Source organism: Microcoleus sp. PH2017_24_DOB_U_A, assembly GCF_020738205.1.
Lineage (GTDB): Bacteria > Cyanobacteriota > Cyanobacteriia > Cyanobacteriales > Microcoleaceae > Microcoleus.
The window spans coordinates 1-25,877 of sequence record NZ_JAEQCT010000104.1; the positions used below are offsets into that span (position 1 = coordinate 1).

General features: G+C 45.3%; 21 protein-coding genes. 9 read left to right on the forward strand and 12 right to left on the reverse strand.

All coding sequences use genetic code 11. The annotated features are described in order from the left end of the window. Positions 1-342: 342 nt before the first annotated feature. The gene (gene ctpB, locus JGK07_RS25990) at positions 343-1,662 is read right to left on the reverse strand and encodes a carboxyl-terminal processing protease CtpB (RefSeq protein WP_293178632.1); all 1,320 of its coding nucleotides are present in this window, start codon (positions 1,660-1,662) and stop codon (positions 343-345) included. A gap of 196 nt (positions 1,663-1,858) precedes the next feature. On the opposite strand from ctpB, the gene JGK07_RS25995 reads away from it, so the two are divergent. After that, positions 1,859-2,698, forward strand: coding sequence for a hypothetical protein (locus tag JGK07_RS25995; protein ID WP_293178635.1), 840 nt, complete (start codon positions 1,859-1,861; stop codon positions 2,696-2,698). Positions 2,699-2,738: 40 nt separating this feature from the next. Here JGK07_RS25995 and JGK07_RS26000 read toward each other — a convergent pair whose 3' ends face one another. Continuing rightward, complete coding sequence (locus JGK07_RS26000; protein WP_293178638.1) at positions 2,739-3,311, reverse strand: pseudouridine synthase; 573 nt, start codon at positions 3,309-3,311, stop codon at positions 2,739-2,741. Between the two features lie 360 nt (positions 3,312-3,671). On the opposite strand from JGK07_RS26000, the gene wecB reads away from it, so the two are divergent. Continuing rightward, positions 3,672-4,787: a non-hydrolyzing UDP-N-acetylglucosamine 2-epimerase gene (gene wecB / locus JGK07_RS26005; protein WP_293178641.1), complete on the forward strand. Its 1,116-nt coding sequence runs from the start codon at positions 3,672-3,674 to the stop codon at positions 4,785-4,787. A 455-nt stretch (positions 4,788-5,242) separates the two neighbouring features. On the opposite strand, the gene JGK07_RS26010 is transcribed toward wecB, so the two are convergent. Together JGK07_RS26010 and JGK07_RS26015 are read right to left on the reverse strand one after the other, a co-directional pair. Further along, complete coding sequence (locus tag JGK07_RS26010) at positions 5,243-6,238, reverse strand: YgcG family protein (protein WP_293243191.1); 996 nt, start codon at positions 6,236-6,238, stop codon at positions 5,243-5,245. 405 nt (positions 6,239-6,643) lie between these two features. Beyond that, the gene (locus JGK07_RS26015) at positions 6,644-7,174 is read right to left on the reverse strand and encodes a hypothetical protein (RefSeq protein ID WP_293178648.1); all 531 of its coding nucleotides are present in this window, start codon (positions 7,172-7,174) and stop codon (positions 6,644-6,646) included. Between the two features lie 121 nt (positions 7,175-7,295). Here JGK07_RS26015 and JGK07_RS26020 point away from each other — a divergent pair, with 121 nt between their 5' ends. From JGK07_RS26020 to JGK07_RS33285, 3 genes are all read left to right on the forward strand, one after another. After that, positions 7,296-7,577: a toxin-antitoxin system, antitoxin component, Xre family protein gene (locus JGK07_RS26020; RefSeq protein WP_293178650.1), complete on the forward strand. Its 282-nt coding sequence runs from the start codon at positions 7,296-7,298 to the stop codon at positions 7,575-7,577. Positions 7,578-7,708: 131 nt separating this feature from the next. Beyond that, positions 7,709-7,972 (forward strand): type II toxin-antitoxin system ParD family antitoxin, encoded by a 264-nt coding sequence (locus JGK07_RS26025; RefSeq protein WP_293178653.1) that lies wholly within the window; start codon positions 7,709-7,711, stop codon positions 7,970-7,972. Then, entirely contained in the window at positions 7,969-8,166 is a 198-nt protein-coding gene (locus tag JGK07_RS33285; RefSeq protein ID WP_293313341.1) for a type II toxin-antitoxin system RelE/ParE family toxin, read from the forward strand. Before JGK07_RS26025 ends, JGK07_RS33285 begins: the two co-directional genes overlap by 4 nt. 312 nt (positions 8,167-8,478) lie before the next feature. Here JGK07_RS33285 and JGK07_RS26035 read toward each other — a convergent pair whose 3' ends face one another. The 6 genes from JGK07_RS26035 to JGK07_RS26060 all read right to left on the reverse strand — a co-directional run bounded on the left by JGK07_RS26035 (position 8,479) and on the right by JGK07_RS26060 (position 14,918). Beyond that, positions 8,479-8,724 (reverse strand): hypothetical protein, encoded by a 246-nt coding sequence (locus JGK07_RS26035; protein ID WP_293178655.1) that lies wholly within the window; start codon positions 8,722-8,724, stop codon positions 8,479-8,481. After that, entirely contained in the window at positions 8,721-9,089 is a 369-nt protein-coding gene (locus tag JGK07_RS26040; RefSeq protein WP_293178658.1) for a GIY-YIG nuclease family protein, read from the reverse strand. Before JGK07_RS26040 ends, JGK07_RS26035 begins: the two co-directional genes overlap by 4 nt. Before the next feature lie 117 nt (positions 9,090-9,206). Then, complete coding sequence (locus tag JGK07_RS26045; RefSeq protein ID WP_293178661.1) at positions 9,207-9,569, reverse strand: type II toxin-antitoxin system PemK/MazF family toxin; 363 nt, start codon at positions 9,567-9,569, stop codon at positions 9,207-9,209. Then, positions 9,527-9,748 (reverse strand): hypothetical protein, encoded by a 222-nt coding sequence (locus JGK07_RS26050; protein WP_293193499.1) that lies wholly within the window; start codon positions 9,746-9,748, stop codon positions 9,527-9,529. The genes JGK07_RS26045 and JGK07_RS26050 overlap by 43 nt, the downstream gene beginning before the upstream one ends. A gap of 223 nt (positions 9,749-9,971) precedes the next feature. Then, a complete protein-coding gene (locus tag JGK07_RS26055; protein WP_293225901.1) occupies positions 9,972-13,691 on the reverse strand; it encodes a S8 family serine peptidase in 3,720 nt (1,239 codons plus the stop codon). A gap of 342 nt (positions 13,692-14,033) precedes the next feature. Continuing rightward, positions 14,034-14,918, reverse strand: a complete 885-nt coding sequence (locus tag JGK07_RS26060; RefSeq protein WP_293178676.1) for a 4-hydroxybenzoate solanesyltransferase — start codon at positions 14,916-14,918, stop codon at positions 14,034-14,036. 233 nt (positions 14,919-15,151) lie between these two features. On the opposite strand from JGK07_RS26060, the gene JGK07_RS26065 reads away from it, so the two are divergent. The 3 genes from JGK07_RS26065 (at position 15,152) to JGK07_RS26075 (ending at position 19,340) form a co-directional block, all read left to right on the forward strand. Further along, positions 15,152-16,768 carry a Ppx/GppA phosphatase family protein gene (locus JGK07_RS26065; RefSeq protein ID WP_293178679.1) on the forward strand — a complete coding sequence of 539 codons (1,617 nt, stop codon included), beginning with the start codon at positions 15,152-15,154 and terminating at the stop codon, positions 16,766-16,768. A 312-nt stretch (positions 16,769-17,080) separates the two neighbouring features. Then, positions 17,081-17,632: a transposase gene (locus JGK07_RS26070; protein ID WP_293178682.1), complete on the forward strand. Its 552-nt coding sequence runs from the start codon at positions 17,081-17,083 to the stop codon at positions 17,630-17,632. A 274-nt stretch (positions 17,633-17,906) separates the two neighbouring features. After that, positions 17,907-19,340 carry a YdiU family protein gene (locus JGK07_RS26075; protein ID WP_293178685.1) on the forward strand — a complete coding sequence of 478 codons (1,434 nt, stop codon included), beginning with the start codon at positions 17,907-17,909 and terminating at the stop codon, positions 19,338-19,340. Between the two features lie 79 nt (positions 19,341-19,419). Here JGK07_RS26075 and JGK07_RS26080 read toward each other — a convergent pair whose 3' ends face one another. Both JGK07_RS26080 and JGK07_RS26085 read right to left on the reverse strand, forming a co-directional pair. Next, positions 19,420-21,609, reverse strand: a complete 2,190-nt coding sequence (locus JGK07_RS26080) for a serine/threonine-protein kinase (protein ID WP_293178728.1) — start codon at positions 21,607-21,609, stop codon at positions 19,420-19,422. Between the two features lie 583 nt (positions 21,610-22,192). Further along, positions 22,193-24,391: a tetratricopeptide repeat protein gene (locus JGK07_RS26085; RefSeq protein WP_293193505.1), complete on the reverse strand. Its 2,199-nt coding sequence runs from the start codon at positions 24,389-24,391 to the stop codon at positions 22,193-22,195. 232 nt (positions 24,392-24,623) lie between these two features. Between JGK07_RS26085 and JGK07_RS26090 the strand changes: the two genes are divergently transcribed. Continuing rightward, positions 24,624-25,850: a transposase gene (locus JGK07_RS26090; protein ID WP_293193506.1), complete on the forward strand. Its 1,227-nt coding sequence runs from the start codon at positions 24,624-24,626 to the stop codon at positions 25,848-25,850. The last annotated feature ends 27 nt before the right edge of the window (positions 25,851-25,877 follow it).

Genomic DNA, 25,877 nt, shown 5'->3' on the forward strand with positions numbered 1-25,877 from the left:
GTTTTGATCTATATTACCTGTTTATCTTGCACTTTTTTCTCCCTCGCGCCATCTAAACCTATGCCACGCAATATGTGATTGATTTTTCAGCAAGCCCTATGTAGTGCGAGCGTCTCGCTCGCGATCTATGTCGCGAGCGAGACGCTCGCACTATATAATTCCGATGCACCCGGAAACGATATGAAGTCCGCACTACGAACCAATCTTACTGGCTGCGGACTGAAGTCCGCACTACGAACTAATCTTACAGTGATTAATCGATGCAATCAATTCTTGACAAAACAAAACCCGCCGGTGCGGGTTTCATCTTAAAACTAATTGTTATTGTCTGACGGTGTTCAACTACTTTTTAGGAGCAAGAGCCTCATTACCAACAGTGGGACGTACCGATGCAGCGCTAGTTTTCAAAAGTGCGATCGCCTGCGCGTAGCAAGGATCGTCCTTCGTCGCAACCAACGTCGGTTTATTAGCTAATTTCAGCTTTTGTTCGTCGCTAACTTCCACCTTGACATCGGGAGTAACGCCCTTGTGACTGATATCCGTACCGTTGGGAGTATAGTAGTGGGCGATCGTCACCGCCAATCCCGAACCGTCAGACAAAGGATGCGTAGACTGCACCAAAGCTTTGCCAAAAGTTTGGCCGCCCATCACAGTGGCGCGCTTGTTGTCCTTCAGCGCACCGGCCAAAATCTCGCTGGCGCTGGCCGAGTTGTTGTCCACCAACACCACCAAAGGCTTGTTAGTGATTGCAGTGCGGTTGGCCCGCATTTCCTGAGAATCTCCCGCACGATAGACTGTACGGACGATCGCCCCAGAATCCATCCACATCTGCGCGATATCAATGCTCACCGACAGCAACCCGCCGGGATTACCCCGCAAATCCAACACAAAAGCGTCAGCTTTCTGCTCCGAGAGATTTTTAATCGCCCGCTGCATTTGTTCGCCCGCGTGGGAGCTAAACTCTTGCAAGCGGATATAACCGACATTCTTGTCAGCTTCCTTCTTAAGGCTGTAGCGAACCGCTGCTACCTCAATTTTCGCCCTAGTCAGAGTAATATCAAACTCGCTTTTGCCCTGACGAGCAATCCGCAGCGTGACTTTCGTGCCTTCGGCACCCCGAATTATTTGAGCCGCATCCGCGACAGTCATACCTTTGGTAGGTTTGCCGTCAATCACCAAAATCGTATCGCCAGCTTGAATCCCTGCCTTCAGGGCTGGGGAATTTTCCATCGGCTCAACTACCGTGATCGCTTTCGTTTTCTCGTCTTCTTCGAGCCTCATCCCCACCCCTGTCAGTTCCCCGGAGATTTGACTCTTCAGCGCTTCGTACTGTTTCGGATCCATGAAGCGGGTGTAGGGGTCTTTTAATTTTTCTAGGGCATTGCGGAGGGCAGTGTAGGCAGCTTCGCGAGAAGTATAATTTTTGCTGAGCAATTCTTGGCGGGTAACTTGCCAGTCAGTCTTGTTAAAGGTTGGATCGACATAATCTCGGTTCACAATTTGCCAAGCTTCGTCTAAGACAGCTTTGGGGCTATCTTGAAGTTCGGCGCGGACTGACTGACTCAGACTGGGAACGAGTAAAGATATCGAAGCGGTTGTTGCCATCGCCCCAGTGAACAGGGCTGCCTGTAACTTAGAAAAGCGTCTGCGGGCTTGATTCATTGAATTTTGGCTCAATTCTATTTTTGATTGTTGATTTGAGATTTAAAATTGCTAAAAAATCTCAAACTACCACTTAAACTATGTTGTGGAGGCCATAGCATCCCTTTGGATAGTTTAACCAGCTTTATAGTCGATCGCCAACCAATCATTACTCTATTTTAATAAACTTAATTTAAAACTTGGATTTAAATGTCTCATGGAAACTAAAATCGAAAATTTTTCGCGTAAGTGGTTGAGTCTGCTCGTTAATGGAGTTATCGGTGCAGCAGCGCTGGCTGGAGTCATTACCATGCAGTCGATCGGGCAATTAGGCGGAATGACCTCAGTTGGCGTTGAGGAGCAAAAGCCGCTCTCTGCAATATCTGCTGCTAGTTTCAAGCAAGCCGCCCAGCAAGAAGCCCAGCAAGAAGCCCTGCGGCTGAAAATGCTCAAAAATCTCCCTAGTTTTGGGTTTGACAATTTAATTGCAGATTGGACATTTCTCAAATTTTTGCAGTATTTTGGCGATGACGAAGCACGAAATGTGACCGGCTACAATCTGGGCCAAGATTATTTTGACATAGTTACCCAGCGCGACCCCAGGTGGGCTGACATCTACCTGTTTCTGTCAACAGCCGTTTCTTTTTATCAGGGAAAACCTGAAACTGCTATTAAGTTCATCGAGCGGGGTACTAACGCCTTGTCGCCGCAAATTCATCCCCAAGCGTGGATAGTGTGGCGAACAAAAGGTCTTGATGAGTTACTGCTGTTGGGAGACATTCCCGAGTCAATTCGCTCTCACGAAATGGCTGCTGATTGGGTGGAAAAGACCCAGGAGGGGAAGAAATTGGCGCCGCTTTTTCGAGCAACTGCTGAGTTTTTGCGCCGAGATCCAGATAGCGTGTCGGTGCGGTTTAATGCTTGGAGCACGGTTTATTATCAAACAACTGATAAGTTGGTGCGTCAAAGGGCAAAACAAGCTCTTGTTAAGTTGGGAGCTCGGGTGCAAAAAGATCGGGATGGAAAGGAAAGTTTTAGTTTACCTTCCAGAAATTAGGGTGCACAATGCAGGCTCCTGATGCTGTTCTGTGCAAATCTTAAAATAGTTTGATTTCTGTTTGAGTTAATTCGCGCCATTCACCGGGTTTGAGGCCTTCCAGACGCAAATGCCCGATCGCGCTTCTCACCAGCCGCAGCGTCGGAAACCCCACTGCTGCCGTCATCCGGCGCACTTGGCGGTTGCGGCCTTCGGTGAGAGTCATTTCCAGCCAAGCTGTCGGAATGTGTTTGCGAAATCGAATCGGGGGTTCGCGGGGCGGCAATTCGGGTTCTGCGGACAATAATTGCACTTTTGCCGATCGAGTCCGATAATCTTGAATGGTGACACCAGTTTGCAAACGGGCGATCGCGCCTGCATCGGGAACCCCTTCGACTTGCACCAAGTAAGTGCGGGGATGAGCGAATTTCGGATCGCTGAGGCGGTGCTGCATTTGTCCGTCATCGGTTAACAGTAGCAAACCTTCACTATCGCGATCGAGTCTTCCCACCGCATAAACATCAGGAATCGGAATAAAATCTTTAAGAGTGCTGCGTTTAGTTTCCCCTGAATGGTCAGTGAACTGAGTTAAAACATCGTAAGGTTTGTAAAATAAAATGTATCGATATGGCATAATAAATTAAATTAAAGATTAAAAAACTCCAATGGTCGAGATAATTTTAACATTAAGTAGATTCGGATGAACTAACATTCTGCGCCCAAGCAATCATCTATTTATGTGCAGGTTCGCGTGCATACAAAAACATTGGATTATTGTGGGACAGGCATCCTGCCTGTTCTTGAAAGTAGTCAAAATGCGAGCATCAATAAACTTAACTATATTTTACCACAAAGAATTGGTTTAAAGCCGGAACCCTTGTAGGTAGAAATTAAAAGAAGACTATTCATTACTCCAATCCTCGGACTGCCAGGTAGAGTTCGCCCTCATCTGTCAACTGTCAACTGTCAACTGTCAACTGTCAACTGAATGAATATGCCCAAAACCATTCACCGCGTTTGCATAGTCTTAGGAACTCGCCCGGAAGCGATTAAACTAGCCCCAGTAATTCAACTGTTCAAAAAATCGCCAAACTTTGACACCCAAGTAATTTTAACCGGTCAGCACCGAGAAATGGTCGAGCAAGTGATGCAGATGTTCGACCTGAAAGCCGATCGAGATTTAGCCATTATGCAGCACCAGCAAAGCTTGACAGATATCACTTCCCGGAGTTTGCATGGTTTGGAAGCCTTGTTTAAAGAGTTGCAGCCAGAAATCGTCTTAGTACAGGGAGATACAACGACAGCCTTTGCCGCTGCCTTGGCTGCATTCTACCAAAAAATACCCGTAGGTCACGTAGAAGCCGGATTGCGGACTGACGACGTGTTCAATCCCTATCCCGAAGAAGCTAATCGGCGGTTGATTTCGCAGCTCACACGGCTGCATTTTGCCCCAACAGCGCTGGCTGCGGATAATTTAGTGCGATCGGGCGTTTTGGGAGAAATTCACCGTACAGGCAACACAGTCATCGACGCTTTGCTATCTGTCGCCAAACGCGAACCCGAATGCAACATTCCCAACTTAGATTGGAGCCAACATCGCACCATTTTAGCAACAGTACACCGCCGCGAAAATTGGGGCAAACCATTAGCAGGAATTGCCAAGGCATTTATTCAAATCTTAGATAAATTTCCCGACACAGCCTTGCTCTTACCACTACACCGAAATCCCACAGTCCGGGAACCATTAAAAGCTCTATTGGGCGACCATTCAAGAATCTTTTTAACAGAACCATTAGATTACGCAGAATTAGTAGGAGCGATGCAGAGAAGTCATTTAATCTTGACAGATTCAGGCGGATTGCAAGAAGAAGCACCGAGTTTGGGTAAGCCAGTTTTAGTATTGCGAGAAACCACAGAAAGGCCAGAAGCAGTTTCCGCAGGCACTGCTAAACTTGTCGGTACAAATTCTGATACAATTACAGCAAAAGCCGCAGAATTGCTGAGTGATTCTAAAGCTTACGACGCGATGGCAATGGCAATTAATCCCTTTGGCGACGGCTTAGCCTCCTCCCGAATTTTGAAAATAGTTACAGACTACTTTTCGGAGTAAAAGTTAATCCTAAAAAAGGTTTGTAGTGAGGACTTTAGTCCGCATCCATCCGAGGACTAAAGTCCTCACTACAAACCAATATGATGGTGTTCATTCTAGGGAAAATGATATATAGCCTTTCTCAAAGAGATGAGGTATGACTGACAGCTTCTATCACCCTTAAACTAAGGATCGCGAATTAAATAATTTACACATATTTGTGGGATGGGCGTCCCGCCCGTCTAGAAAGGACGGGCGGGACGCCCATCCCACAAGAACAATAAAAACTGTAAGTTCCGCGAACCTTTCTGAGAAAGGCTATCATTCACGAGCGAATAGGGTTTGTAGTGAGGCCTTCAGTCCGCATCCATCCGAGGACTAAAGTCCTCACTACAAACCAATATGATTGTGGTCATTCTAGGGAAAATGTATAAATCAAGCTCAAATAGGGTGCGCCGAAGAGCACCTTACAACTATCAGTAATCCCCACCACCGCCACCACCCCCAGAGTCACTACCACCAAAGCTACCGCCCGAGTCGCTACTGCTGCTACTACTGTAATCGCTACTACTGCTACTGCTACTGCTACTGTAATCGTTACTACTGCTACCGTAACCGTTGGTGCTATTACCGCTGGTTCTATTACCGTAATGACGCCTGCGACTATTAGAAGAAGAGCGGGAACTGGACATAATAGACCGAATTATCCATCCTATCAATAACACAGGCAAGGCAAGGATTAAGAAAAATATGAACACGCCACCTGATGAGTTATCATCCGTAACAACTGGCGATTGAGCAGGTATTGGCGACGGTGTTACCCCTTGTCCTGGTACTATGGGAGCCAAAGGCAGCGTATTTTGAGATTGAGTATTTGCAGACGGTTGTACGCCTTGTCCTGGTACTATGGGAGCCAAAGGTAGCGCGTTTTGCGATCGCACATTTGCGATCGGAGTTTGCAAAACATTAACTAACGCCTTTGTCCCCGCCAATGTCCCCCCGTCAAAGTCTTGCTGTTTAAATTTGGGCGTAATTTCCGTTTGAATAATACTCACAGTTTTCGCATCCGGCAAAATGCCTTGAATCCCGGTACCAGTTTCAATCTGAACGCGGCGTTCCCCCGACGAAATCAACAATAAAACTCCGTTATTTTTACCTTTCTTGCCAATTCCCCAAGAGTTAAATAATTCTGTAGCAAATGCTTTGGGTGTCGCGGATGGCTTAGTATCAGGCACTGTCACCACTGCAATTTCTGAGCCATTTTTCGCCTCCAACTCCGCAATCACCTGATTTAGCTGAATTTCCGTGCTGTCGCTGAGAATATTTGCTTTATCTGTTACCCAAGTGTGATTTTGGCGTGGATTCGGTACTTCTTGTACAGTTATAGCTTGGCTGGCTACCGGAAATACAATTGCTGACAAGCACAGCAAACTGCTGAAAGTTATTAGTTTTTTCCTAGATTGTAAGTGCATCGTTTCAGTCTCGTGAATAAGTGCTAATTTGGAATTAAAATAGATATGTCCGCCTAAGTACCATTAAATAATTATCTCGCTTTTACGTCAATTCATATTATTCATAAGCTCGATTCATAAAAGTCATAAATTCAGGTGCTTGTGCGCCTTACATTTATACTGCTAGACGCGCAGGTGGCAAGAAACCGGGTTTTTAACCAAAATTTTTGCCTAAAACCGTCAATCTCGGTTCAAAAACCCGGTTTTTTAGTGGGCGAGTGTCGTCAACTAAGGAACGAAAATTTAATAACTTACACATATTTGTCGGATGGGCGTCCCGCCCGTCTTTTCTGGACCGGCGGGACGCCCATCCCAGAATAATTAAAATTGTAAGTTATTTAATTCTCATTCCTAATTTAGATATATTTAAGGAGAGGGAAGTTGTGGCTGAAAATTCCTGCTGCCTTTATAACCCGATAAGATAGCAATTTTTTCCAAAGATAGCCTACCAGTGTAATATTTACCGCGAATTTCCCAAGTGGGATAAGCTTTAATATTAGCTGCTTTGCACAAATCTGGTTGAGCATCTTTACCTCTGGGATCGCACTCAATGTAAGTAATCGCGGTAAATGCGGGTTGGCCGAAAAGTTCTTGTTGCGTGTGACAGTGAGGACACCAGTAAGCACCGAACATTCTAGCTTTGATAGTCTGCAAATGGGTTGCTAAAGCTATTTGATCCGGCACGGATTCGCTAGTAATTGGCGGGCCTTCTTGTTCGGTGACAGGTAATTTGGCAGGAGCAGGAGGCGGAGGAGGAGGGAGGGTTTGTGCTAAAGTTTGAGTGGATTTGTTGCTGAAACTGAACTGTGCAATTCCTCCGTCTGCTTTGGTACTGCCGAAAATGCCCAAAGTTAGGAAAATTGCGATCGCACAAAAGTTGAATTTGCTTACTCTCATTTGGGATTTCATCTGGGATTTGCTAGGATTTTACCAGTTTGGGCGATCGTTTCTGCAACATCGCAATATTGACGGAATATCAAGTATATGCTATCTTATCAATAAATAAGTGGTAGCTCAAATGAGTATCACCCAAAACCCAGAAGCAGAGCTGATGGAAAAAATTCGTAGTTTACCGCCAGATAAAATTACGGTATTAAAAGATTTTATCGACTTCCTATTAACGCGAAGTGAAGCTGGTGTTCTAGTTGATACTGTGACCAAACTCTCAGAAGCAGCTTTTGCTAAAATTTGGGATAACCCAGAGGATGCGGAGTATGCGGAGCAATTGGAAGAATCTGCGGCTCTCTATGCAGAAATCTATAAGGAAGATACAGACTTGCAAGAATTGACGGAGTATTGATATTACGAAGCGATCGCCCTTTCCCATTTTATTATTAAAAAATTAGTGGTTATGAGACTTGACAAAAAATGGCAAAATCTGCCATATTAAAAATAACGAGTTAAATGAGGTAAGTAATACCCGTGACAAGCATGAATATTTCTCTACCTGACTCAATGCGAACTTATATAGAAGCACAGGTAGCCCAAGGTGGTTATAGTACAGCTAGCGAGTATTTCCGTGAGTTAATTCGCCAAGACCAAAAACGTAAAGCTTCAGAACGTTTGGAAGCGATGTTATTAGAGGGTTTGGAATCGGGAAATCCTACCGCTATGACGGAGGAAAATTGGATGGAGATTCGTCAAGCTGTGCGATCGCGTATTTCCCAGAATCAGGGGTTGCAGGGAGAAAAATGACCTCGATCCAAAAACGTCCGCAAGTTATCCGCGATTTAATTGAATTGGCAACTTACATTGCGGAAGATAATATGGATGCTTCCGATCGCTTTCTTGTCGCGGCGGGAGAAACCTTTAAACAATTGGCCCAAACGCCGAAAATGGGAAAACGCTGTCAATTTTCTCATCCGAATTTAATCGATGTGCGACAATAAGCTATTAAAGGTTTTAGGAGATATCTGATTTTCTACCGTCTCATAGACTCAGAGGTAGAAATTTTGCGCGTGATTCACGGAGCACGGGACATCGAAGATATTTTTGATAATGTTGATGAGAATGAATAAATCTTTAGTCTTGAGATGGGAAGTTGAAGAGCGATAGCCCTTCTGGATTGTTAGAAAGGGCGATCGCTCTTTTTTGACCACAGATGGACGCAGATTAACGCGGATGTCAGAAGGTCGATCGATCTTTTGATGAATTATGGTCGATCGCCTTTCTGAATTATCCTGAGAAATGGCGATCGTTCCCTATTTCCTTTGGGGAGATTCTACCAGTTCTGATTCCTGAAGACGTTGCGATAATAGGCAATCTTCAAAGCTGAAAGCTTCTGAGTCTAGAAAACTAGCGATCGCCATTTCGATCGCAGCTTCCAGAGAGCATTCTAGCTGCGTAGCTTTTTCCATCAGGGCGACTTTCACATAGTCCGGCAAATGGGTCATCAGCGAATGAATAGCGGATGGTGGCAAGTGTTGGATGTTGAGGGTATGATTCATTGTTCTCTGGGGATTTTAACGTTGTAGGGAGGATTTGTAGCTTGCAGGATGAGGGTTTCTAATTCATATAATAACCCTGGTTTTTGCCATTGGTTGAGGGTAACAAAGGCGATCCTTACATCATCTGGATCGTAGCGATCGAGCCAGCCCCAGAGAAAGGCTTTGTGACCGCCTCGGAGTCGATCGCGGAGGTTCTTGGCTTTGCCGATGTAGAGCAATCCTTCGGTGCGATGTCGAAAGGCGTACAAACCAACTTTAGCAGGAATGGTGTCGAAGTCGCGGCTGAGGGGATGGCATCGATCGAAGGGGGTAAAGGCGAGAGTGTCGAGAATTTGGCGGGCTTCTTGCTGGATGGGGGTGGTCATGGAAATTGGGAGATGGAAGCGGTTATTCCATCCTACAAGCAGAAGCGAGATCCATTTTGGATAGTTCCAAAATGGATCTCGCTTTTATTTTTGGTGAGAGTTAGCGTCGGGCGATCGCTATAATTCCAAATAGCGCTGCAAAATCTCTTGAGCTTGGGAAAATAGCTCGGATTCCAATTGGCCGACTTGCTGTACTAATCTCGTTTTGTCGAAAGTCATGAGATCGACACAGACTAGCAAACTGTCTGCATCTAAACCATTTTGTGGGGATGCGGGTACTAATATTACAGCAGCAGAAATCCGAGGATCGTGAGCACGAGCGGAGGTAAACGGCAAAACAGTCACTTTGCTGCGTCGCTCGTTAAACAACGTACCAGAAATCACTAATGCCGGTCGCGTTTTGCGTATTTCTGTTCCTACTGACGGATCGAATCTAGCTATCCAGATACTTCCCAGTCGGTAATCGCTTGAGCTTGCCATTCCTCATCCCATCCTAAATCTAATTCGTCAATTAGCTTACAAGCTTCTGCTAAAGCTTGGTTTTCTTGTTGTTTTCGCCATTGTTTTAAGAGAGATTCGATCAAAGCACTGGGGTTTGGCGCTTTTTGATTGACGTATGTGAGTAAGTCATCTGGCAAGCTGATAGAGATGTTGCTCATTGGCTAATCAGAATAGTATTTTGGGATCATTTTAGCAATAATTGGCTGAACTGACAATTATTTGTGAGTTGAATGCAAAATAAGGGCGATCGCCCTTCTGAATTGTTAGAAAGGGCGATCGATCTTTTTTGACCGCAGATGGACGCAGATTAACGCGGATGTAAGAAGGGCGATCGATCGTTTGATGAATTATGGGCGATCGCCTGACACAATTTAGAAGAAATTAACTAATTCGGAATGCGACAGTCTGACCAAAAGTACCATTACTATTTGGTCTATGAACTTCTACGTGCAAGTGAGGACCTGTACTCCAACCCGAATTGCCACTGTACCCAATTAGCTGTCCTGCTTTGACAGTATTACCTTCCTTTATTCCCCCTGCTACTTTTGAACTAAATCCACGTTGTAGATGTAAGTAAGCAGAACGATATCCTCCATCATGCTCAATCGTAACTAAGTTTGCTTGATTCGCTTTTTCTGGGCCACCACCTGTGTCTGAATAGGCATCTATTACTCTTTTCACTGTACCTGAACGCATGGCATATACAGGTGTACCCAAGTTAACACCATAATCAATGGCATATTGCGCTCTGCCGGTATGTGAAGTTGAACCACCAGGTCCTTGTGTCAGGCTGCCAGCACCTTGTAAAGGATTATTGAATCCGACTAAAGGATTAAATGAAGTTGGATTAGCAAAGAGAGAAGGTTGAGAATTTGTATTATTCAAAAGTGGTTGATTACCAAGATTTTGAGTCTGATCAACTGGAATACCGCTACCTTCTTTGTAAGCAGTTGCCTTACCACCATTCCAGTAGATGTAGCCCTTATCAAAGTATTGAATGATATTCCCATTCCCCAGCCCCTTTTCTTCACTCTTCGGAGCTCCCAACCAGCCTTCTAAGCCACCTGTATTCAAGAATGCCTGACGGATGCCACCGTAAAGCGGAAAAGTTCCATTTTTACTGCTAATAATTGACCCTTTGTCAAATAGTTGATAGCTGGTACTACCATAATTGACGACATCTGAAATGGGATTGCCAAGTGTTCCTTTGTAATTCTGAAAAACAGGATAAAAATTGCCACTAATGGTGCGTCCATTGACAGAAATTGAACTAGGTGGAATTGGATTAATTGGGCCTGGGTTAACTGGCTGAGGTGCTGATACTTCTTTGGGAATCTGAATTGTAGCCCCAGCCTGAATCTTACTAGCCTCTGGAATATTGTTGCGTTTAGCAATCCAGTTGTAAGCAGCAGCAGAAGCATCGCCCATTGTGTCGAATGCAATTTGACTGAGGGTATCTCCAAACTTAAGAGTGTAAGATTGCCAATCATAGTATTTGCCATTGCCACTAAACTGATCGGCCGTCGCCCTTTCTAAGGGTGTCACCAGTCCTTCTAAACCCCAAGTTGTCGGACTCAAGAAAGGACTAGGCGTGTAACTTTGCGGCTTTGTATCCTTCGCCACTTCCACAGCCTTATTCAAATTCACCACCCCAAAACCCGTTTCCTCATCCCATCCGGGCTCCTTCAAATCGATCGCACTTCCAGTCAAAACATCGATAACCTGAGTCACACTCAAAGCAGGATTGCTATCCCAAACCTTAGACAACATTCCCGCCGCCTTAGCTGCGGATGCCGAAGTTCCCGACATTTGACCGACATCATCGCCAACAGTCGATAAAGTCGGATTTTCAATTGTTCCACCGGGCACTAAAATATCCAAACCGTAGCCGTAACTCGAATAATCCGATCGCCCAAAACCATCCGACGAACCAACCGTGATAATATTGTCAAACTCCTGAGAAGATTGACCCAAAACCGACATCACACCGCCGTCATTACCAGCCGCTACAACCAACAGCACCCCATTTTGACGCGCATTTTCCAAAGCCGCACGCTCCCGCGCTGTAAACTCGTAACGAGTAGTAATGCTACCGTCAGCATTCTTTTGAGTTAAATCCAGGGGAAGAAGTGCGATCGCATTCTTCTTCTTTTGTCCCTTCGCTTCACTTACAAAATCAGTTAAAGCTAAATCCCATTCCCCCGAACCAATTGCCCGACTTAGGTAAACATTCGCCCCATCGTTGTAGCCATCAATCCCGATATCATTCCCTTGAATTGCACTTACTAAACCCCAGCTAAACGTGCCGTGTTCGTTCCCTTCTCCAGCATTTAACAACGGGTTGCTGTCTTTGTCGATGCGATCGCGCCCCAAGGTCACTTTAGAATAATCCAAATCGGGATTCTTCGCAGCAAACCCAGTATCGATGATGCCTACAAAAGTGCGATCGACCGTTGGCGCCACACTGATAGGGATAGGCGCTTCAGTGTCGATCGGTTGTTCAATTACAGGCAGTTTTGGGTCGATCTTAGGTGGTTGTGAAGGAGTTGGGGGGGCGATCGGAGGTTTTACTCTTACAGGCGGTGCGATCGCAACTGGCGGTACAACAGCAGGCGGTGTTGTCGCAACTGGCGGTGTTGTCTCAACTGGCGGTACAACAGCAGGTGGCGTTGTCGCAACTGGCGGTACAACAGCAGGCGGTGTTGTCGCAACTGGCGGTGTTGTCGGCGGTACAACAGCAGGCGGTGTTGTCGCAACTGGTGGCGTTGTCACAACTGGTGGCGTTGTCGGCGGTACAACAGCAGGCGGTGTTGTCGCAACTGGCGGTGTTGTCGCAACTGGCGGTGTTGTCGGCGGTACAACAGCAGGCGGTGTTGTCTCAACTGGTGGCGTTGTCGGCGGTACAACAGCAGGCGGTGTTGTCGCAACTGGCGGTACAACAGCAGGCGGTGTTGTCGCAACTGGCGGCATTGTCGGCGGTACAACAACTGGAGGTGTTGTCGGCGGTACAACAACTGGTGGCGTTGTCGCTACAGGCGGAGTTGTCGGCGGTACAACAACTGGCGGAGTTGTCGGCGGTACAACAACTGGTGGCGTTGTCGCTACAGGCGGTGTTGGAGTGACATACTCGATCAATTTCTTGCCGCCATCGAGTTTAGTCCAATCTTTGCTCTTATCGATCACTTTGTCGATCGACACAGCCTTACCAGTCGCACCAGTCAACTTGAAAACTAAATCGTTGTAATCTTTATCAGAACCCCGATCGACTCGCTGATCTTCCATCGCAAATGCCTTGCCGGTGCCAGTCACATCTGCTATTTGACCAAACAAAAAAGCATCATCTGGATTCAGGCTAGATAAAGATAATAACGGACGTTTGTCACCGTCCGCACCCGGATTGTTAAAGATATCTCGCACAGTACCATTTGGTACTAACATCACCGCAAAAGCATCTCCCGGTTTCATCCCAAATTTTTTCGCGCCACTGTACTGTCCCTCGTTATAGTTTTCCTCTCCTAAACCGCCGTTAAATAGCGGATTTGCACCTTCTATGGAGTCAGAAATTACGACGTGACCAAAGGTAGAATTTGTCAGAGCTCGTCTTGCTGATTCTTTGATAAATTCCTCAGAATTAGGATCGAAGTTCTCCATACCTTGTACGCTAAAAATGGCAACTTCACCTTTATAATTGCCGCCGTCATGTAGCCAGTCAAAACCAACTTGACCAGTTGAATCGGGAGTGAAGAAACCGGAGGTAACGCCTAAGCCTGTCAGCGGATCGACTTTTCCGTCTGGGGTTAAAGTAACTTGATAATTTGTATCGCGCGAAGGTGCAGAGATTTTTAGTGCATAATTTGTTGCGCCCAAATTATCGATGCTAAAAGTGCCCGAATTTGTGCCGTTGGTTTCGATATCTTTGACGACTTTTCCCTGAGTGTCGAGAAGCTGCATCCCAACAATGGAACTAAATCCGACCGCCGTAACTCGAAAGCTACCCGGATTCAGCCGATTAAAACGATAGGTGTCTGTGGGGTCAGTTTTACCTGCGAAGTCGATCGAGATATAGTTGTCGCTTAAATTGCCGATCGATATATTAGACATGGTGCACCTTGATTAATCCAATAATTTGGGCTGACATTTATCTATCAGAGGTGCGTCGGAGTTTTTATGCGAAGTTTCTGTTTTTGTAATATAACTTTACACAGAGGGTGGGTCAAACTCGCTGAACTTCCGCCGCTACTTATCTATCTGGAGTGCGTCGGAGTTTTTATGCGAAGTTTCTGTTTTTGTAATATAACTTTACATAGAAGGTACGATCGTCAGAAAAGCCAGTCTTGAACAGGCAAGATGCCTGTTCCACAATCATTATTGGAGAGGCTTAGTGGACTTATTTAACCCACGTAGGTGGGTTTTGTTTGTGTAGGCGCGGTTTCCAACCGCAGGCTAAAAAATCTCCCCAACAATCATTCCCGCCAATATGACAAACCCAACCCAAACATTTTGGCGAAAGATTTCACCGTAAACAGGCTTGGGAATATCCGCCTTCCGCAGTTGACTGTACTGCAAAAACCACAAAATTGCCGCCGCACAAATTGCTATCCAAAAACCGACGTGCAAGTGCAGATTAATTCCCGTTGCTGCTAACAAACCGACAGTACCAACAAAGAAAAAACCCACAGCATTAGTTACGTTATCCCCGAAAAAGATAGCGCTGGAATTGACACCCACACGCAAGTCATCTTCTTTGTCGCTCATTGCGTAAACTGTATCAAATCCCATCGTCCACAAGACTACTGCGCCCCACAGCAACCAAGTTGCTAATTCTAATTTATTGACGGCGGCACTCCAACTAATTAAAACTGCAAATCCCCAGGCAATTGATAACACTAATTGTGGGACTGGAAAGAATCTTTTTGCTAACGGATAGCAGATAATTACTGGTACGGCGGCGACACACAGCCAGAAACTTAACGGATTGAGATAAAATGCGAGAATGGCGGCGCAAGCAAAGGAAATTAAAGCAACTCCGATCGCAGTTTGCACTTTTAGGGCGCGGGATGCAAGGGGGCGCGATCGCGTTCTTTCTACTTCCGGGTCAATATCGCGATCCCACAAGTCGTTGATGACGCATCCCGCCGCACTCGTGGCTAAGGTACCCAACACTATCACCCCTACCAATGCGGAGGGCGGCTTTCCGTCTGCTGCTAAAAAGACGGCCCACAGGGCTGGAATCATTAAAATTAGCCTTCCTGCTGGCTTGTCCCATCTCAACAGCCGGATGATAGTAAGTAGTGTAGATTCAGATTGGCGATCGGGCTCTATAAGCATTTCAATTCTAGATTTTAGATTTTTAGCTTTAAATTCTATCAAATTTTAGGCAAAATCACCTACTATAGCGGTTCTCAAAAAAGTGATGTATGTCCCGATGCCCTCTTTGCCCCATGCCCGATGCCCCATGCCCGATGCCCTATGCCCTAATTCCCGATTTTTGCTGATTTAAGATCGCGCCTCACTGGATTCGTGAAATAATTATAAATATCTGTCAACCCCGATACACTCCAATGGTTAATTCACTTGCTGCTGCGGAGTCAAATCGCATTATTGCCGCTATTGATATGGGTACTAACTCGTTTCATATGGTGGTGGCGCGGATCGATCCGAAATTGCCTGCGTTTGCGATTATTGCTAGAGAAAAAGATACGGTTCGGTTGGGTGATTGTGAGGCTAAAACAGGGTGTTTGAAGTCTGAAGTGATGGAAAGGGCGATCGCAACTTTGCGCCGTTTTCAAGATATTGCTAAAACTTTTAATGCTGAACAAGTCATCGCTGTGGCTACCAGTGCAGTTCGAGAAGCGCCTAACGGGCGGGATTTTCTCAAACAAGTTGCTGACGAATTAGACTTGAATGTGAGCTTAATTTCCGGACAAGAAGAAGCGCGGAGAATTTATCTCGGTGTTCTTTCGGGTATGGAATTCAACAATCAATCGCAGGTGATTATTGATATTGGTGGCGGTTCTACTGAGTTAATTTTAGGAGATAGTTCTGAACCGCGCTGTCTCACCAGCACCAAAATTGGTGCTGTGCGCTTAACAGGAGAATTTGTCAAAACTGACCCGATTAGCCGGGAGGAGTTTGCCTATTTGCAAGCTTATATTCGGATTTCGCTGGAAAGACCGATCGACGAATTGCGATCGCAATTCAAGATAGGCGAACATCTGCGCTTGATCGGAACTGCGGGAACCATCGAAACTCTGGCTGCAATTAACGCTCGCGAAAAGTTGGGAACAGTTCCGAGTCCGCTGGCTGGATATCAGTTAAGTTTAAAAGATTTGCGCGAGCTAGTCAATCGTTTCCGCAAACTTTCCTACTCCGAAAGGCTAGCAATTCCCGGAATGTCGGACAAGCGGGCGGAAATTATTCTCGCCGGGGCGTTGATTTTGCAGGAAGCGATGGCATTATTAGGTATGGAATCCCTCACGGTGTGCGATCGATCTTTAAGAGAAGGCGTCATTGTTGACTGGATGCTAAGTCGGGGTTTGATTGAAAACCGATTGCGCTATCAAGGTTCAATCCGCCAGCGCAGTGTTCTGCACATGGCCCAAAAATATCAAGTTAACTTACAACAAAGCGAAAGAACCGCCGAATTTGCACTCAATTTATTCGACCAAACCCAAGGAATTCTGCACAATTGGGGAAGCGAAGAACGCGAGTTGCTGTGGGCGGCATCGATTCTGCATAACAGCGGTTTGTACGTCAGCCATTCGGCGCACCACAAGCATTCTTACTATTTAATTCGCAATGGTGAATTATTGGGATACACTGAAACTGAGATTGAAGTAATTGCCAATATAGCTCGTTACCACCGGAAAAATCCTCCAAAAAAGAAACACGAAAATTTTGTCATTCTCCCGAAAAAATACCGAGAAGTCGTTAGTAAATTGCATCCATTTCTGCGGTTGGCTGTGGCTTTGGATAGGCGGCAGATTGGGGCAATTACTGATTTCAAATGCGAACACCGCCCGGAAGTTCGAGAGTTTCACTTGCGGCTGCAACCGCTCAATCCCGGTGACGATTGTGCTTTGGAACTGTGGAGTTTAGATTATAAAAAGCCGTGTTTTGAGGATGAGTACAATCTGAAATTAGTGGCAACTTTAGAGCCTACTTTGGTGGCAGTTTAAATAGGAGGTAGAGCAACTGTAGGGTGCGTCAGGCAAAAATTATCTGTATGTCGTCAAAACATTTAGTCCTGACGCACCCTACAATAACTAACCGTAGGGTGCGTCAGGCGAAAAAATTAGCAATGTCAGAAAAGATTCAGTCCTGACGCACCCGACAATAACGATAATAACCAACCATAGAGTGCGTCAGCCGAAGATTATCTGTCTGTCCATAACTAACCGTAGGGTGCGTCAGGCGAAAAAATCAGCAATGTCAGAAAACATTCAGTCCTGACGCACCCGACAATAACTAACGACTACTAACTCAATATTATGTCGAACTACCGGAGAGCCACGATACCCGGAGCAACCTACTTTTTCACCCAAGTCACTTATCAAAGAATTCCTTGGCTGTGCAGCGATATTGCTCGGGAATCTTTACGAAAATCCCTGCTCCGAGTCCAGCAACTTTACCCTTTTTCAATTGAGGCAATTGTTTTATTGCCAAATCACATACATTGTATTTGGACACTACCAGAGGGTGATAACAATTATGCAACTCGTTGGCGATTCATTAAAACTTTTGTCACACATGAATGCGCTGATAAATTAGGAATACAAGCCGAAATTAGCCCATCTCGAAAAAAACGGAAAGAAAGAAATCTTTGGCAGCGAAGATTTTGGGAACATTTAATTAGAGATGAAACAGACTATGCTAATCATTGCAATTATATTCATTACAATCCAGTCAAACATGGTTTATGCCAGTCCCCCAAAGATTGGCAATATTCTAGCTTCCATCGATTTGTTGCCCAAAGCATTTATCCTGAAGATTGGGGAGCAAATGACATCCCAGATATTCCGGCACATATTGGTCACGAGTAGTGAGTCCGTAGGGTGCGTCAGGCGAAGATTCTCTGTCTATCGTTCAAATTTTTACAACAGACGCACCCTACAATAACTACAATAACTAACCGTAGGGTGCGTCAGGCGAAGATTCTCTGTCTATCGTTTAAAATTTTTACAACAGACGCACCCTACAATAACTAACCGTAGGGTGCGTCAGCCGAAGATTCTCTGTCTATCGTTTAAAATTTTTACAACAGACGCACCCTACAATGAGTTGCCAATTTCAACATTTTCAACATAAAATAGACAAATGTCAAATCCCTTGCTTTCCCTCAACTACGAACCCGCCCTCGAATCCCTCGGTGGCGACTACTTTGATGAAGTCCCGGCGGCAGATTTTCCGCAGCACATCCTCCGCTTCCGCAACGACCAATTATTGCCGACATTGGGCTTAGATCCGGCACAAGTAACCGACGAAGATTTCATTCAAGCATTCGGCAAATTTCACTGCGTGCGTCCCTTTCTCGCACTCCGCTACCACGGCTATCAATTCAACGAATACAACCCGAATTTAGGCGACGGTAGAGGCTTTTTGTACGGCCAAGTTCGCGGTACTGATGGCAGACTTTACGACTTTGGCACTAAAGGTTCCGGCCGCACTCCCTACTCGCGCAGTGCTGATGGTAGACTCACTCTCAAGGGGGGAGTTCGCGAAGTTTTGGCGGCTGAAGCTTTGCACCGATTGGGAGTTCGCACGTCTCGCTGTTTTAGTTTGGTTGAAACGGGTGATGCTTTGTGGCGGGGCGATGAACCTTCTCCGACGCGATCGTCCGTGATGGTGCGTTTTAGCCACTCTCACATCCGCTTTGGCACTTTTGAAAGGCTAAATTATATCCGTCGCCCGGACTTAATTAAAAAACTTTTAGATTTTGTCATTGAATATTACTATCCTAAACTGCATCTAGAAGCTAGCACTTCTGGTGTTTCATCGAAAGAAAAGTATGCGCTATTTTATGCGGATTTAGTCAAGCGTGTAGCCGAATTGGTCGCTCAGTGGATGGCGGCAGGTTTTTGTCATGCGGTGCTGAATACTGATAATATGTCGATTACTGGTGAAAGTTTTGATTACGGGCCTTTTGCGTTTATTCCGACTTATAATCCGAAGTTTACAGCAGCTTATTTTGACTATTATGGTCTTTATGCTTACGGCAATCAACCGTTTATTTGTCACGGGAATTTGGAGAAGCTTCAGCAACCGCTAGCAGCGGCGATTCCTCAAGCTGATATGGATGCTGCTTTGGCTAAGTTTGGTGGGTATTATAATACTACTTACCGACAGTTGATGCTCAATAGGTTGGGATTTGAGGATTTGTCTGAGGCTGATGGTGATGAGCTTTTGAAGCTGACAATTAAGATGCTGGCGGAGTCTCAAGTTGATTATCATGATTTCTTTTTTCAATTGCGAAGACAGTTTAATCGCACTTGGCGAGATGATGTCAATCAAATTTTTAGCGAGGCCGAAGCGACGGAGTTGTTAGCACCTTGGCGGGAGTTTTATTGTCACGTTTTGCAAAGTTTATCGGCGGATGATATGGATAAGATGGCGGACAGGTTGCGCCAGCACAATCCGGAACAATCGCTGTTGAGGCCGACGATTGAGGCTGTTTGGGAACCGATCGCTCTTGAGGATAATTGGCAACCTTTTTATGATTTGGTTGAGCGAATTCAAAATCCAGAGGGTTAGTAAGGTACGTTGTTGCGCTTTAGCGCTCTTTCTTATATATATGCAAAAGAGCGCTGAAGCGCAACTACGTACCTAAGAATTATTTGAGTTTGTCAATCTCAAATTGTGCGTCTTTGTAACCGCCGGTAAGTCCTTGATCGAGAAAGATTTTGCCTGCTTTCTCGAAATCGCTAATTGCTCCTGCTTTGTCTCCTAACGATCGCCTAACCATGCCTCTACCGTAGTAAGCACCAGCATAATTCGGATTGATCCGAATGGCTTGCACGTAATCGGCGATCGCACTATTGGAATTATTTAACTGCTGGTAAACCTTGGCCCGATTGGCGTAAGCTTCAGCATCGTTGGGATTGAGCCCGATTGCTGCGGTAAAATCTGCGATCGCCCCCTGTGTATCTCCCCCGGCACTGCGAGCTAAACCGCGATTGCTGAAAGCATTATAATCCTTGGGATTTAGTGTTGTCGCTTGAGTGCAATCGGCAATTGCTTTCGGGTAATCCTTCAAATTTAAATAAGCAATACAGCGATTGTTATAGGGAACCCCATCTTCCTCGCTTAGCGAAATTGCCTGAGTGCAATCGTCAATTGCGGCTTGATGCGCTCCTAAATTCAACTGCGTGCTGCAACGATTCGCGTAAGCATCTCCACTCTTGGGATCGATCGCAATTACCTGACTATAATCCGCCAATGCTCCCTGATAATCTCCTAGGTGAAAGCGCGCTCTCCCCCGACTGTACAAAGCATCCACATTCTGAGCATCGAGCTTAATTGCCTCAGTATAATCTCCAATCGCCCCCTGCAAATCGCTGCTCCCAGCCCGAGCCAACCCCCGCGAATGATAAGCTTTAACCAAGTTCGGCTGCAACCGAATTACTTCAGTCAAATCCCCAATAGCCGTCTTGTAATCTTGCATTTCTAAATAAGTCACTCCTCTTTCATAGTAAGCATCAACATCGTTGGGCTGGAGCTTCAAAACCTGAGTGTAATCCTCAATCGCTCCGCGCTTATCGTTGAAATCGCGACGGGCCAGCCCTCGGTTAAAATAAGCCTTAAAATATTGAGGATTGAGAGCGATCGTCTGAGAATAATCGGCAATTGCTTCTTGATATTTTTTTAAATCATAATTAGCATTACCCCGCTGATAAAAACTCTCACCATTGTTAGGATTTAATTGAATTGATTTGTCAAAAGCCTGCAAAGCTGCTGCCGCATCTTGATTGCGAGACTTTGCTACTCCCTTTTCGTAATATTCCTTGGCTTTGATCGGATTCGGGCGGCTGCAATAATTAAACAGAAATACCATAGCAATTGCCCCGCATCCAGCTAATATCAGCCACCAAAACCGACTTCCCAAACCTGAAGAAAAAGTATTGGAAGACAGTAAGCTCGACGGAGAAATATTTTTATTTTGAGCCGTATTTCCAGGCTCTTGGCGGTGTTTCAGCTTGCTGAGAGCGGCCAAAACTTCCTCAGCCGATGGATAGCGTTTGCTAAATTGGTGGCAGACCATTTTGTCAATTATATTTGCCAGTGCCTGAGAACATTGAGCTCGGTTTCGCCAAACAATTTCCCCAGTGTGAGAAGGACTCGGATCTTGCAATTTTGGCAAATCCGTACCGGGCAAACCAGTGATAGCTTGGATCGCCATCATCCCGACGGCATAGAGGTCGCTGCTAAATTGCGGGTTGCCTTGAAATTGTTCGATCGGCATATAAGCCGGAGTTCCCGTCGCAATGGTGCGCGGAAATTCTGTATCGTACTCGCTGGCGTGATTGGCAACTTCTTTAACCGAGCCGAAGTCAATTAAAACTAATTTGCCGTCTGGTTTGCGGCGGATTAAGTTGGAGGGATTAACATCGCGGTGAATCACTCCCTGAGAGTGTACGAAGGCGAGAACTTTTAACACTTCTTCCAACAGATCCAGCACTCTTTCTTCGCGCCAAGGTTGACCGGCCACAATTTCCCGATTGAGGGCGTGGCCGGGTACAAATTCTTCTACGAGGTAGAATTGATTGCTTTCTTCAAAATAAGCGAGTAAAAATGGAATTTGATCGTGTTTTCCCAGTTTTTCTAATATTTCTGCTTCTTGTTTAAATAATCGGTAAGCTGTTTTGAGAACTGTGGAAGTGTTGCTGGGAGGGCGCAGTTGTTTGACTACACATTGAGGGTGACCTGGGCGGCGAGTATCGACTGCTAAATAAGTTTGTCCGAAGGCTCCCGAGCTGAGGATTTGGACTACGCGATAACGCCTGTCTAAAAGTTGACCAACCATGTTCATATCGGAATTTGAGAAGTGGTAATTGGTAATTGGTAATTGATAATTGCGAATTGGTAACTGGGAAGGGGGAGTTGGTAATGGGTAATTCGTAATTGGTGATTTTTGCTGTTTCCTTTTTTGTTCTTGATTTTTCATTTTTGCTAATGACATTTGACAGTTGACAGTTGACAGTTGGCAGTTGACGGTTGACGGTTGACGGTTGACGGTTGACGGTTGATAGTTGGCAGTTGGCAGTTGGCAGTTGGCAGTTGGCAGTTGATAGTTGGCAGTTGATAGTTGATAGTTGGCAGTTAACAGCTTGCCCGAAGAGCGCAAAAGAAGGGTTGACAGTTGAGTGTTTAGGGAGCATCTCTGTTTTGCATTTAATAGTGCGAGCGTCCCCGCTCGCGAGTCCTGGAATAGTCGCGAGCGGGGACGCTCGCACTATAATAAAAAATGCTTTTTTCAAAAATGAGATGCTCCCAGTGTTTACCGACTACTGACTACTGACTAATAACGTTCGCGAGCGGGGACGCTCGCGCTAATAACCAATAACCAATAACCAATAACCAATGACTAATGACTAATGACTAATAGTTTATTTAGAATCTTTGATCTGTGCTTGTGCATTTTGAAAACCATCGGCTCTTCCTTGTTCTAGAAACAGTGTTGCAGCTTTCTGAAAATCCTCGATCGCCCCAGCCCGATCTTTGAGTTGGCGACGGACGAGACCTCGGCTGTAAAAAGCGCTAGCATTGTTGGGGTTGAGTCGTAGCGACTGAGCGAAATCCTCAACCGCTAAAGGGTAATTTTTTAGTTCTGAGTAAATAGTACCGCGATTGCTGTAAGCTACTGCATCGCTGGGATTGAGCTTAATTGCTTGAGTGAAATCTTCGACGGCCCCCTGCTTGTCTCCCGAAGCCGATCGAGCTAATCCTCGATTGCTGTATGCTTTGGGATTGTTGCTGTTGAGTCCGATCGTCAAACTGCAATCTTCGCTGGCCTTTTGAAATTGCTTTAAATTCAGATGAGCAATGCAGCGGTTGTTGTAAGCTGCCTCATCTTTGGGATCGAGGCGAATTGCTCGGCTGCAATCTTCAATCGCTTTGTCGTAGGTTGCTAAATTTAAGTAAGCGCTGCACCGATTGGTATAAGCATCAGCTTGGTTCGGTTCCAATTCGATCGCCCTACTGTAATCTTCCATCGCTCCTTGATAATCTGCTAGATTAAAGCGCGATCGACCGCGACTGTAGTAAACCCCAGCTTCCTTGGGGCTAATTTGAATCGCTTGGGTAAAATCCGCCATTGCTCCGGTTTTGTCGCCGTTGGCCGATCGAGCTAAACCCCGATTGCTGTATGCTGTAGCATCGTTGGGATTGAGCCGAATTGCTTGAGTGTAGTCTTCAATTGCCGCGCGGTAGTCTGCCAAATCGTAATAGGCTAAACCCCGCTGATAATATATGTCACCGTTGTTAGGATTGAGCCGCAATACTTGGGTAAAATCTTCCACAGCCCCCCGCTTGTCGCCGGTGTCGCGGCGGGCGAGAGCTCGATTGTAGATGGCTTTGGTGTGGCTGGGATTGACTTTAAGTGCTTGGGTGTAATCGGCAATTGCTTGCTCGGTGGCGCCCATGTCGTAGCGAGCGTTAGCCCGCTTGTAGAAAGTTTCGGCATCGCTGGAATTGAGGGCGATCGCTTGGGTATAATCGGCGATCGCGCCTGTTTTGTCACCTTGCTGCGCCTTCGCAACACCGCGGGCGAACAATTCTTTGGCCCTCGCCGGACTTTGACTGTGCCAAAAGTAAATTATCAGTGCTGTCAATATCGAAGCTGCGGCTATGGCTGCAAACAGCAACAGTTTGGTTGGGCGCTGTCTCGGCTGAAATTGATTTATCGTGTCGGTGATGATGGTGGCTGGCGATCGCCCAGCCTCCCATTTTACCGTGATTTGTTCGAGGTCTGCCAAAACTTCGGTGGCTTCCTGATATCGTTCCTCGTAGTTTGAGAGTGCCATTCGATCGATAATATCTGCTAGAGCCGCCGAACAAGTCGCCCGATCGCGCCAGGAAATTTCGCCTTGGTTTTTTAAGGCACTCAGTTTCTCGGGCGATAGTCCCGTTACCGCAAGCTGGGCGATCGTACCTAGAGCGTAAATGTCGCTATTGTAGCGGGGGTTGCCTTGCGATTGCTCGATCGGCACATATAATGTTTCAGCAGCTAACTCCGGTTTTTTTCCCAAAGGCTTTTTAACAGAATTTGGGGATGTTGGCGCCAACAAATGAGAATTAACGAGCTCCGGGTTAATTTCTTTGTCTAAGCTAAAGTCAATCAACACAAATTTGCCGTCTGACTCGCGTCGAATTGTTCTGTCTGGTTGAATTCGGCGGTGAATGAAACCGTTGGAGTGTATAAACACCAAAACTTCTAATATGGATGATAGCAAAGCAATTACTTCGTCTTCAGCCCAAGGTTCACCAGGTATAAATTCTTGGCTTAAAGGTTGACCGGCAATAAATTCTTCTATTAAGTATAAACTTTGGTTTTCCTCAAAATACGCCAACAATTCGGGGATTTTGTCGTGTTTGCCCAATTTTTCTATTATTTCTGCATTTCTTTGAAATATAATTTTGACTAATTCTGGAGTTTGCGAACTGGTGCCGAGGAGCCGCATTTCTCTAACCGTGCATTGCGGATACCCGGGACGGTGAGTATCTGCTGCTATATAAGTTTTTCCCACTTCACTTGAGTCTGTGACTTTAATGATGCGGTAACGTCTGTCGAGAAGTTGACCAATCATGCTCTGCCCTCTACCCTGTTAATGTTCGATTATCGCATACAATCATAAAAACAATACGGGATGCGGGAAACTCAGAGACTTCAGTCCTGAGAGGGAAGCGGCACGAGGGAATGAGAGTCCCCGTCTTCTTTCTTTCTTTCTTTCTTTCTTTCTAAATTTTGTTGATGAACCTTGAGATATCTAGTATAATAGCTGAAAGCAGACAAGTCAACCAATATTCAGGAAAACAGAGGTGAATAAAACCAAAAAAACAATGGGAGTTCAGCAAATATTACTGTCTCCAACCAAAGAAGTTCAAGCCTTGTTAGAGTATCTCTGTCAACAATCAGGTAAACTGTATAACAGTGGTGTTTATTTAGCTCGTCAGATTTTTTTCAAAACAGGAAAATTGTTGACTGGAAAATTTGACTTATCTTTTGAACCATCAGTTACAAAATCAATGGTTGCTAAATCATTGCCATCAACACCAATGCAGCAAACATTGATGTCAGTAACAGAAGCCTTCAAATCTTTTAAAGAATTAAGAGATTTATATATCAAAGGTCAATTACATTTTAACCCCAAGCCACCGGGATACCTGAAAAACTCTAAGTTGTTTAAAGTAGCTTATCCCAATTCTGGAGGTTTAAGACCAAAACTTGTTGGCAATCAGTTAAGGTTTTCCTTGGGTTTAACAGTAAGGCGATGGTTTGGAGTTTCTGAATTCTTTTTGCCTATGCCATCGAATCTTGATTTTTCTCAAGTGAAAGAGTTTACAATTCTCCCGAAAAATGGTTATTTTTACCTGGAAATGTCCTACGAGGTTGAAAAACAACAACATAATTTAGACATTGGTCAAGCATTGTCAATTGACTTAGGAACTTCTGACAATTTAGCAGCTTGTGTCGATACGCTGGGAAACTCTTTATTGATTGATTCTCGTGCAATGAAAGCGATGAATCAATTGTGGAACAAGAAAGTAGCAACTAGAAAAGAAGGAAAACCAGAAGGTTACTGGGATAATTGGCTAGACCGTGTAACTCGCAAACGCAATCACCAAATGCGTGATGGCATCAATAAATCTGCAAAGTTAATTGTCAACCATTGTCTGAAATACGGAATTGGCACACTGATAGTTGGGTGGAATGAAGGCTTTAAGTCTAACAGTAATCTCGGTAAACTGAACAATCAAAAATTTGTTCAAATGCCTTTAGGTAAGCTAAAAAATAGGTTGAAAGAACTGTGCGATTTGCACGGAATCAGATTTCTTAAAACCGAAGAAGCATATACTTCAAAAGCTAGTTTTCTTGATGGTGACTCCCTACCCAAATATGGTCAAAAACCAACTGGGTGGAAAGCATCTGGAAAGCGGATTAAACGTGGCTTATATCAGTCAGATAATGGCATAATTGTGAATGCAGACTTAAATGGTGCTGCCAAGTGCGATTCGTTCAGTCGAAACCGAGAAATCGGGGGATGACTGGCTTCTACAGGGTAATCCATCAGG